Source organism: Blautia sp. MSJ-36 (assembly GCF_018917985.1).
Lineage (GTDB): Bacteria > Bacillota > Clostridia > Lachnospirales > Lachnospiraceae > Blautia_A.
The window spans coordinates 120,023-131,028 of sequence record NZ_JAHLPQ010000004.1 but is presented as its reverse complement, the minus strand read 5'-3'; the positions used below and the strand labels follow the sequence as shown (position 1 = coordinate 131,028).

The following is an 11,006-nucleotide window of genomic DNA, read 5'->3' as shown; positions in this document are numbered from 1 at the left end:
TCATGAGCGGGGGAAAAATATACAGGAAATTTTTGATTTTTCTATGTCTGGCAGCATTGATGCTGACTGGCTGCACTTCTGCAAAAACGGAGGAAGCGGCACAGCAGGAGACAGACGGAAAGGAAGAAAACGGAGAAAAGAAGATCCAGATCGGGCTTACCGTGGATTCTTTTGTTATTGAACGGTGGATCCGCGACAGAGATGTATTTGTGGCAACAGCAAGGGATCTTGGGGCAGAGGTAAATGTACAGGATGCAGGAGCCGACGCCCAGGAGCAGATCAGTCAGATCGATTACTTTATCAAGAAACATATGGATGTGATTGTGATCATCGCAAGGGACTGCGGTGCGCTTTCGGAGGCTGTGGAACGTGCACACAGCGCGGGGATCCGGGTGATCTCCTATGACCGTATGGTGAATGACGCCAATACGGATATGTACATCTCCTTTGACAACCGTATGGTGGGAGAGATCATGGCACAGTCTATGGAGGAAGCCATTCCGGACGGCGGAAAGATCTTTATGATCCAGGGATCCGCCACAGATAACAATGTCGCAATGGTAAAAGAAGGGTTTGAGGATACACTACAAGGCAGCAATCTTCAGGTAGTATATGAAGCCAACTGTGAAGGATGGACAGCGGAACTGGCCGTGGATTATGTGGAAGAGGCGCTGGAGGAGTATCCGGATGTAAAAGGGATCATGTGCGGAAATGATGATATTGCCAGCCAGGTGATCCAGGTTCTTGCGGAGAACCAGCTTGCGGGGCAGGTGATCGTGGTAGGACAGGACGGAGATCTGGCAGCCTGTCAGCGTATTGTGGAGGGGACCCAGTATATGACCGCATTTAAGTCCATTGAGGATCTGGCCCGCCAGGCAGCGAGGTATGCAGTGAAGATGGCAGAAGAGGGAAAAGTTTCTTCTGATGTGACAGATACGGTAAATGATGGAAGCTATGATGTCCCGGCGAAGGTGCTGGAGCCGGTAGCAGTTACCAGGGATAATATTGATGAGGTGATCATAGACGGAGGGTTCCACAGAAGAGATGAGGTGTATCTCAATACGGATTATGATACAGAATAACAGGAATCCATATGTGCAATAACATACAATTATGACAAAAATCAATAGCAGATTTTTGGCGCAAAAATGTCTTGCTTCGTGCAAGGCATTTTTCTTTTGCAAAAAAATGTCTCTGTCATTGCCAACTATGTCCAGATTGTCCTGTGCTATAGTAACATCATCAAAGGAAACGTGATTCCAAAAACAAATAATGAAACGGAGGATTTTACAATGAAAAGGAAAATGGTATCTGCACTTCTTTGCGCAACAATGGTAGCTGGTATGGTAGTAGTTCCGGCAGCAACAACACAGGCAGCAGACAAGAAACTGATCGGTGTTACCATGCCGACTAAGGATCTCCAGAGATGGAACCAGGATGGCGAGAACATGAAGAAAGAGCTGGAGGCAGCAGGATATGAAGTAGACCTTCAGTACGCATCCAACGACGTAAGCACACAGGTTTCCCAGCTTGAGAACCAGGTAGCAAACGGATGCGACCTTCTGGTTGTGGCATCCATCGATGGAAGCAGCCTTGGCGAGCCACTGAAACAGGCCAAAGAAAAAGGAATTCCGGTTATCTCCTATGACCGTCTTCTTATGAATTCCGACGCAGTAACCTATTATGCAACATTTGATAACTACAAAGTAGGTCAGAAACAGGGCGAGTACCTGGTAGATGCACTGGATCTTGACAATCAGGACGGACCATTCAACATCGAGCTGTTCACAGGAGATCCTGGTGATAACAACTGTAACTTCTTCTTCGGTGGTGCAATGGATGTTCTCAAGAAATACATTGATGACGGAAAGCTGGTAGTAAAATCCGGTCAGACAGAGTTCGAGCAGGTTGCCACAGCTAACTGGGACAGTGCAAAAGCACAGGACAGAATGGATACCATCATCGCTGGTAACTACTCTGACGGAACAAATCTTGACGCAGTTCTCTGCTCCAATGATTCCACGGCACTTGGTGTTGAGAATGCACTGGCAGCTTCCTACACAGGAGAATATCCGATCATCACCGGTCAGGACTGTGACACACCAAACGTTAAGAACCTTGTAGCAGGAAAACAGGCAATGTCCGTATTCAAAGATACAAGAGCTCTTGCATCTGCAGTAGTAAAAATGGTTGACTCCATCATGAAAGGTGAGGAGCCGGAAGTAAACGATACAAAATCCTATGACAACGGAACAGGTGTCATCCCGACATACCTTTGCGACCCGGTTGTTGTTACAACAGATAACTACAAAGAGGTCCTGATCGATTCCGGATACTACACAGAGGATCAGATCAAATAAGTGGATTTTTAAGAACAGAACTTTATCATATGCAGGCGGGGATCATAACCGCCTGCATGAACAGTGGAAAGGGAGGGAAATTAAGTTGGCTAAGATACTTCTGGAAATGAAAAATATCACCAAAACTTTCCCAGGTGTAAAGGCACTGGACAATGTTAATCTCCAGGTTGAGGAAGGCGAGATCCACGCACTGGTAGGTGAGAACGGTGCCGGTAAATCTACATTAATGAATGTATTAAGTGGTATATATCCGTACGGCTCGTATGAAGGAAATATTATTTACGATGGTGAGATCTGTAAGTTCAATACCATCAAGGACAGTGAACATAAAGGAATTGTAATTATCCACCAGGAACTTGCTCTGATCCCGTATATGACCATCGGTGAGAATATGTACCTGGGTAATGAAAAAGGCAAAAGCTTTTCCATTAACTGGAACGAAACTTATGGAGAAGCAGACAAATATTTGAAAATTGTGGGACTGGAGGAATCCTCCAGAACTTTGATCAAGGATATTGGCGTAGGTAAACAGCAGCTGGTTGAGATCGCAAAGGCACTTGCAAAGAATGCAAAGCTGCTCATTCTGGATGAGCCTACCGCATCACTGAATGAAGATGACTCCAAAGCTCTTCTGGATCTTCTTCTGAAATTCAAGAAGCAGGGAATGACGTCTATCATCATTTCCCATAAATTAAATGAGATCTCCTATGTGGCAGATAAGATCACAGTTATCCGAGATGGATCTACCATTGAAACACTGGATAAAAAGAAAGACGATTTTTCTGAGCAGAGGATCATTCAGGGAATGGTTGGGCGTGAGATGACAGACCGTTTCCCGAAACGTCCAAATGTAAAGATCGGCGATGTTTCCATGGAGGTTAAAAACTGGAATGTTTATCATCCGCTGTATACAGAACGTAAGGTGGTAAATAACGTATCCTTTAAAGTACATAAAGGCGAGGTTGTCGGTATTTCAGGACTGATGGGAGCAGGACGTACAGAACTGGCCATGAGTATTTTTGGCAAGAGCTATGGAACTAAGATTTCCGGACAGGTGTTCATGAATGGAAAAGAAGTGAAGCTGAATACAGTTCAGGAGGCTATTGACAACAAGCTCGCCTATGTTACAGAGGATCGAAAAGGAAACGGACTGATCCTTTCCAAGTCCATAAAGATGAACACTACACTTGCAAACATGTCGGGCATCAGTAACAGAAAAGTGATCGATACGGACAAAGAATATGCAGTTGCTGAGGAATACAGGAAGAAACTGAAAACCAAATGTCCGACAGTTGAGCAGAATGTCGGAAACCTGAGCGGTGGCAATCAGCAGAAGGTCCTTCTTGCAAAATGGATGTTTGCAGAGCCGGATATTCTGATCCTGGATGAACCTACAAGAGGTATCGACGTAGGTGCCAAATATGAGATCTACTGTATCATCAATGACCTGGTCGCAGCAGGAAAATCTGTGATCATGATCTCTTCTGAGCTTCCGGAAGTGCTTGGAATGTCAGACAGAATCTATATCATGAACGAGGGCAGATTCGTAGGCGAGGTAAGCGGTGAGGAAGCTACATCTGAGCTGATCATGTCCAGGATCGTGAAGTCAGGTAAAGGAGAGTAAGAAGATGGAGAAAAAGATTAGTTTTTCAGAAATATTAAAAAAATATACCATGATCATTGTTCTGGTATTTGTTGTGATCATGTTTTCTGTGAACACAAAGGGCGTTATGCTTCTTCCGCAGAATGTAAATAACCTGGTAGCCCAGAATGCATATGTATTTATTCTTGCAACCGGTATGCTGTTCTGTATTTTAACAGGTGGTAACATCGATCTGTCAGTTGGTTCTGTTGTATGCTTTGTTGCTGCTGTCGGTGGTAAGATGATGGTTCTCAACAGTATGAATCCGTATCTCACTATGATCGTGATGCTTCTTGTAGGTATTGCCATCGGTGCATGGCAGGGATTCTGGATCGCTTATGTACGAATTCCTCCATTTATTGTTACTCTGGCAGGTATGCTTGCTTTTCGTGGCCTTTCCAACGTAGTTCTGGAAGGACAGACCCTGGCTCCGATGCCGAATGCTTATCTGGCTCTGTTCAATAACTATATTCCGGACTTCCTTGGTGGAGGTGAAGGATTTAACAGAACATGTTTCGTAGTTGGCATTATTGTCTGCATCGTCTATGTTGCACTTGTTATGAAAAACCGTGCAGACCGTGCAAAGAAAGGCTACAGTGTTGAGGCTTTCGGTGGTGTTGCAGTGAAGATGGTTCTGATCTGTGCAGTTGTTCTTGCATTTATGTTCAGACTTGCTCAGTACAAAGGTATCCCGAATTCCCTTCTCTGGGTTGCAGTGATCATCGCAATCTATACATACATTGCTTCCAAGACTACAACAGGTCGTTATTTTTACGCAGTTGGCGGCAATGAGAAGGCAACAAAGCTTTCCGGTATTGATACAAACAAGGTTTATTTCCTTGCTTACCTGAACATGGGCCTTCTGGCAGGTATTGCAGGTATGGTAACAATGGCCAGACTGAACTCATCCAACCCACAGGCAGGTACAAACTTCGAGATGGATGCGATCGGTGCATGCTTCATCGGTGGTGCTTCTGCTTATGGTGGCACCGGTACAGTTCCCGGTGTTATCATCGGTGCCCTCCTTATGGGTGTTCTGAACCTTGGTATGAGTATCATGGGTATTGACCAGAATATCCAGAAGGTTGTCAAAGGTATGGTTCTTCTTGCAGCCGTTATCTTTGATGTTGTAAGTAAGAGAAAATCCTTTATCGTAAAATAATAAAAATGAATGAAGTTTAGCAGCAGGCTTTCGGAAAGATTTGAAGCCTGCTGCTTTTTGTGTAGGAAATTATTCTGCAACAAGATTCTTTTTTTGCTGTTGTTTTATGTGAGAGTTTTTTGCCAGATTTTGTGGTTTTATGGGGGATATGCTTGTTTTTGGGGGAGCGTTATATTATAATAAGGGAAAGTTAGTGATTTACGATTTTGTGTTGTCGGGAGGCTGTGATGGGAAATACAGTGACGATTTGTTTTGCGAATAATAAGGGCGGCAGCGGGAAGTCTACCAGCTGTTCCAATGTAGGTGCGGCACTGGCCGGTATGGGGAAGAAGGTTCTTCTTGTGGATGGCGATATGCAGCTGAATCTTTCCCTTTCTTTTTTTGATGAAGAGGAAGTTCTGAAGATGGCAGCTGGGGAAAAGAATCTCTACTATGCCATCGGGCATCAGTCGGATCTCAGTGATTTTATCGTGCATACGAAGTATGAGAATCTGGATCTGGTGCCGTCTTCCACTTTGATGAGTTCTGTGGAGTATGAGCTTTTTACAAAGTGGCAGAGGGAGTTTATCCTTCGGAAGTGTCTGCAGAAGGTGAAGGATTCCGGTGTTTATGATTATATTCTCATCGATGCGCCGCCGACTCTTGGTGGCTGGGTGATGAACATCTTATGTGCATCGGATTACGTTCTGGTTCCGGTGGAGGCAAGTCCGTGGGGCATGTTTGGTCTTGCAAATATGTTTGATTTCCTCAACGAAGTCCGAGAGATCGCTCCGGCGCTTCAGGTTCTGGGGATTGTGGTGACCAAGGCGGATGCCAGAAAGAATTATTTCAAGCAGACCATGGAGACTCTGAAAGAGATGGAAGGGATCTACCTTTTCGAATCTTTTATCCGTGTGGACAGCTCCATCGAATGGTCTCAGGACAGCAGTGAACCGGTTGTGGAATTCAAAAAAAGCAGCCGCAGCGCAAAAGAATACATAGCATTGGCAGAGGAGGTAATGAATCGTGTCAGTAGGTAAAGCAAGCATCGCAAGAGCAGTAAATGCAGAGAAAACAGCAAAGACAGAAGAGAAAGTTACAGAGGTAAAAGAGGCTGAGGTTAAGGCAGAAGCAACCGAAAAAGCAGCAGAAAAAACAACTGCAAAGAAAACAGCAGCCAAGTCCCCGGCGAAAAAAACTGCCACAACAAAAACAACAGCGAAGAAAACCACCACAAGAAAAACAACAACACGTAAAACAGCCACAAAGAAAACAGCCGCCGCAGAATCCACAACAGGAACCGTAGCCCAGAATGTCATCGCCGGAGAAAACGCCGACGAACTCCAGGCCAAATTCCTCACCCCCAAAAAAGACGAGCCGGATAACAACCAGCCGGTAGGAATCAAGGATGAACTTCCGGTTTATCTGCTGTAATAGCGGATCGGATTTTTGAAAAAATAAGTGACAAATAAAAAACTGCTATATATCTACATCATTATTGATAAGATATACAGCAGTTTTTATTTTTATTCCATAATAATCTCAGTGGGACAGCGAAGCGCCTCCCTCGTATCTTTTTACATATTGTAATATGCAGCATACACCCCATTCTGAGCAAGCAGCTCAGCATGAGTGCCTCTTTCAGCGATACCATCCTCCGTGATCACAATGATCTCATCCGCATCGCGAATAGTAGAGAGTCTGTGAGCAATCGTAATCGTGGTGCGGTTTTTCGAAAGCGCCTCCAGGCTCTTCTGGATCCAGCGTTCACTTTCGTTATCCAGTGCGCTGGTAGCTTCATCCAGGATCAGGATCGGAGGATTTTTAAGGAATACCCTTGCAATAGAAATCCTCTGCTTCTGTCCGCCGGAAAGTCTGGTGCCTCGTTCGCCTACATAAGTGTCATATCCATCCGGCAGTTCCATGATAAAATCATGGATGCTTGCACATTTGGCGGCTTTGATGATCTCACCGTCAGTAGCACCTGGTTTTCCATAGGCAATATTATCTTTAATGGTTCCATCAAAAAGATAAACATCCTGCTGCACCATACCGATCTGGCTTCGAAGGCTTTTCAGAGTCAGCCCACGGATATCCTTTCCATCTACAGTAATGGAACCGCCGGTCACATCATAAAATCTTGGCAGAAGAGAGCAGATCGTGGTTTTTCCGCTTCCGGAAGGTCCCACCAGGGCAATGGATCTTCCAGCCGGGATATCGATAGAAATATCGGAAAGTACAGGAGTCTCATCATCGCTGTAATGGAAAGAAACATGATCGTAACATACATGACCCTTCACATCCTTAAGTTCCACAGCATCATCGGCATCTTTGATCTCCGATTCCGTTTCCATCACATCCAGGAAACGACGGAAACCGGAAAGACCTTTCTGCATCATTTCCACAAGTTCCACCAGGATCTGGATCGGACTGATAAAGATTCCGATATACAGGGCATACATGGCAAGATCCGCAGCCTGCATCTCGCCCTGGGCGATCAGATAACCGCCGTAAACCAGAGTCACAAGATACATCATCCCCTGGAAAAACAGGTTGGAACTCATGAAACCGCCCATGCAGTGGTAATTATCCCTTTTGGAAACAAGGAACGCTTCATTGCTTTTTTTAAATTTCTCCCGCTCAATGTCCTCATTTGCAAAAGACTGCACCACACGGATACCGGAAAGTGTATCCTGAAGACTTGCGTTCACATCACCGATCTTACGGCGGTTTTCCATGAAGGTTTCCTGCATTTTTGCATTCTGGCGGAAAGAAAAAACAAACATCACGATCACCAGGATGATCAGCGGCAGTGCCAGCTTCTTGTTGATAAAGAACAGGAAGATAAAAGCACCGACAATTTTTACCAGAGAGATAAAAAGATTCTCAGGTCCGTGATGTGCAAACTCGGAAATATCAAAAAGGTCACTGACCAGCTTGCTCATCATCTGGCCGGAATTATTCCGGCTGTAATAGGAAAAAGAAAGCTCCTGATAATGGTCAAAAAGCTCCCGGCGCATATCACGCTCCATGTTTGCGCCCATCATATGTCCCTGATAGGTGACATAATATTTGCAGAGACTCTGCACAATGTACATAACAAAAAGAGAAACTGCGATCACAGGGAGGGCATGAAGAATCATAACCTTATCCTGTGTAAAGAGTGTTTTTGTCATCGTACGAAGGATCTGGGGATAGGCAAGATCCACCAGACTGATAACGGCCGCACAGATCAGGTCAATAAAAAAGACCGCTTTGTACGGGCCATAGTAGTGGATGAATTTCTTGATGGTATTCATCGAAAAAGTACCTCCGTTTTTTATGAAATGTGTGGTCTGACTGCGTCGAAAACATTGCTGTCAGACAGTCTATGTTTATCTTAACATAAGAAAGAATAAAGTCAAGATAAGGAAATTTCAGGAAAATGCAATTTACTCCTTGACACAGAAGAGTAAAACCCGTATAGTGTATTTCAGATTTGGTGTGTAACTGATAAGCAGGCATTAACCAGTCATAAATGTTATTATTTTTTATTTGACGTTTATGGGGGTTGGTGTCTTTTTTTGTTGCCCACTTAAAAGATTCCTCTCCAGAACGTCGAAAGAAAAGGAGAGAGAAAACATGAAAGACAAGATTTTCGGAGTTTTGCAGCGTGTGGGACGTTCCTTTATGCTCCCCATCGCAATCCTTCCTGTGGCAGGCCTGCTTCTTGGATTCGGCAGTTCCTTCACAAATGAGACGACCATTGCAACCTATGGACTTCAGAAGATCCTGGGAGACGGAACCATCTTAAATGCACTCCTGATCATCATGAACAAAGTCGGAAGTGCGGTATTTGATAACCTGCCCCTGATCTTTGCAGTAGGAGTTGCCATCGGTATGGCAAAAAAAGAGAAAGAGGTAGCAGCTCTTTCCGCACTGATCGCTTACTTCGTTATGAACGTAGCCATCAATGGTATGCTGGTAGTAAATGACAAGATCACAGCAGACGGACAGATCGCAAAAAGCGTTCTGGAAGGTACCGTAACTTCTGTCTGCGGCATCCAGTCCTTACAGATGGGTGTGTTCGGCGGTATTATCGTTGGTCTTGGTGTCGCGGCACTGCACAACCGTTTTCATAAGATCGTGCTTCCAAACGCACTTTCTTTCTTCGGCGGTTCCAGATTCGTGCCGATCATTTCCACCATTGTATATATGTTTGTGGGAATCCTGATGTATTTTGTATGGCCGGTAGTTCAGAATGGTATTTATGCTCTGGGCGGCCTTGTAACAGGCAGCGGTTATATCGGAACTTTGATCTTTGGTATTATCAAGCGTGCGCTGATCCCATTCGGACTTCACCACGTATTTTATATGCCATTCTGGCAGACAGCTGTAGGCGGAACTATGGAAGTTGCAGGCCAGATGGTACAGGGCGGACAGAACATCTTCTTCGCCCAGCTTGCAGATTCTGCAAATGTAGCGCATTTCAGCGCAGATGCAACAAGATATTTTTCCGGAGAGTTCATTTTCATGATCTTCGGTCTTCCGGGAGCAGCCCTTGCCATGTACCGCTGTGCGAAGCCTGAGAAGAAAAAAGCAGCAGGTGGACTTCTTCTTTCCGCAGCACTGGCATGTATGCTCACAGGAATTACAGAGCCGCTGGAGTTCTCCTTCCTGTTCGTAGCCCCGGCACTGTTCGCAGTACAGGTTGTTCTTGCAGGCGCGGCTTATATGATCGCGCATATGCTGAACATTGCAGTAGGACTTACTTTCTCCGGCGGTTTCCTGGATCTGTTCCTGTTCGGAATCCTTCAGGGAAATGCAAAGACAAGCTGGCTGAGAATCATCCCGGTTGGTATTATTTACTTCATTCTTTACTATGTGATCTTCACTTTCCTGATCAAAAAGTTCGACTTCAAGACTCCGGGACGTGAAGATGACGATGTGGAAACAAAGCTCTACACAAAAGCAGATGTAAACGCAAGAAAAGAAGCTGGAAAAGACAGTGGAGCAGCAGGAAGCGCATCCGCAGATCTGGTAAGTGAAGCCATCACAGATGGTCTTGGCGGAAAGAAAAATATCAGTGATGTGGATTGCTGTGCAACACGACTTCGTATCACTGTCCATGATTCTTCAAGAGTCAACGACGACATTCTGAAAACAACAGGTTCCAGAGGAATCGTGAAAAAAGGCCAGGGTGTCCAGATCATCTATGGTCCGCAGGTAACTGTGATCAAATCCAAACTGGAGGATTATCTGGAGACTGCGCCCAATGAGTATTTTGAAGGTGCTAAGAATGCAGAGACAGACAATGCGGGAAACCAGAGTCAGTCTGATGCAGAGTCTACAGCAGATGTTCAGCCATCCGCATCCAGCACTCAGCCAGAGAAAAAAGTCCTCAAAACTGCCATCATCTACAGCCCGGTAACCGGTATCGCTGCAGATCTTTCCACAGCGCCGGATGAAGGCTTTGCGGAAGGAATGATGGGAGAAGGTGCCGTAGTCACACCGAAGGATCCGGTGATCTGTGCTCCGGAAGACGGCGAGGTAGAGTTTATTTTTGACACAAAACATGCTATCGGATTCCAGACAGATACAGATCTTCCGATGCTTCTCCATATCGGAATCGACACCGTGAAACTGGAAGGAAAAGGTTTCGAGATCCTGGTAGAGCAGGGACAGCATGTGAAAAAAGGCGAACCACTGATGAAGATCGATATCCCGTATCTCACAGAAAATGCTCCGTCCTTATGTTCCCCGATCCTCTGCACAGAGATCGAAGACAACCAGAGAGTACGCCTTCTGGCAAACGGAGAGATCAAGGCGGGAGAGCCGCTGTTCGCAGTGGAGACTGTGGAAGAATAGGAAATTTTTCAGCAAT

8 protein-coding genes are annotated in these 11,006 nt (G+C 45.3%); 7 read left to right on the top strand and 1 reads right to left on the bottom strand.

Going from position 1 to position 11,006, the window contains the following annotated elements:
• Positions 1–2 precede the first annotated feature (2 nt).
• The 6 genes from KQI39_RS04925 (at position 3) to KQI39_RS04900 (ending at position 6,577) form a co-directional block, all read left to right on the top strand.
• The gene (locus KQI39_RS04925) at positions 3–1,082 is read left to right on the top strand and encodes a sugar ABC transporter substrate-binding protein (protein ID WP_216416961.1); all 1,080 of its coding nucleotides are present in this window, start codon (positions 3–5) and stop codon (positions 1,080–1,082) included.
• 249 nt (positions 1,083–1,331) lie between these two features.
• Positions 1,332–2,360 carry a multiple monosaccharide ABC transporter substrate-binding protein gene (gene chvE / locus KQI39_RS04920; RefSeq protein WP_253293076.1) on the top strand — a complete coding sequence of 343 codons (1,029 nt, stop codon included), beginning with the start codon at positions 1,332–1,334 and terminating at the stop codon, positions 2,358–2,360.
• Positions 2,361–2,445: 85 nt separating this feature from the next.
• A complete protein-coding gene (gene mmsA, locus KQI39_RS04915; RefSeq protein ID WP_216416957.1) occupies positions 2,446–3,984 on the top strand; it encodes a multiple monosaccharide ABC transporter ATP-binding protein in 1,539 nt (512 codons plus the stop codon).
• A 4-nt stretch (positions 3,985–3,988) separates the two neighbouring features.
• Positions 3,989–5,164 carry a multiple monosaccharide ABC transporter permease gene (gene mmsB, locus KQI39_RS04910; RefSeq protein WP_216416955.1) on the top strand — a complete coding sequence of 392 codons (1,176 nt, stop codon included), beginning with the start codon at positions 3,989–3,991 and terminating at the stop codon, positions 5,162–5,164.
• Between the two features lie 227 nt (positions 5,165–5,391).
• Positions 5,392–6,183, top strand: coding sequence for a ParA family protein (locus tag KQI39_RS04905; RefSeq protein ID WP_118169788.1), 792 nt, complete (start codon positions 5,392–5,394; stop codon positions 6,181–6,183).
• Positions 6,170–6,577, top strand: a complete 408-nt coding sequence (locus KQI39_RS04900; RefSeq protein WP_216416953.1) for a hypothetical protein — start codon at positions 6,170–6,172, stop codon at positions 6,575–6,577. Before KQI39_RS04905 ends, KQI39_RS04900 begins: the two co-directional genes overlap by 14 nt.
• Before the next feature lie 143 nt (positions 6,578–6,720).
• Here KQI39_RS04900 and KQI39_RS04895 read toward each other — a convergent pair whose 3' ends face one another.
• Positions 6,721–8,442, bottom strand: a complete 1,722-nt coding sequence (locus KQI39_RS04895) for an ABC transporter ATP-binding protein (RefSeq protein ID WP_216416951.1) — start codon at positions 8,440–8,442, stop codon at positions 6,721–6,723.
• A 322-nt stretch (positions 8,443–8,764) separates the two neighbouring features.
• Here KQI39_RS04895 and KQI39_RS04890 point away from each other — a divergent pair, with 322 nt between their 5' ends.
• Complete coding sequence (locus KQI39_RS04890; RefSeq protein ID WP_216416949.1) at positions 8,765–10,990, top strand: PTS transporter subunit IIABC; 2,226 nt, start codon at positions 8,765–8,767, stop codon at positions 10,988–10,990.
• Positions 10,991–11,006: the final 16 nt, after the last annotated feature.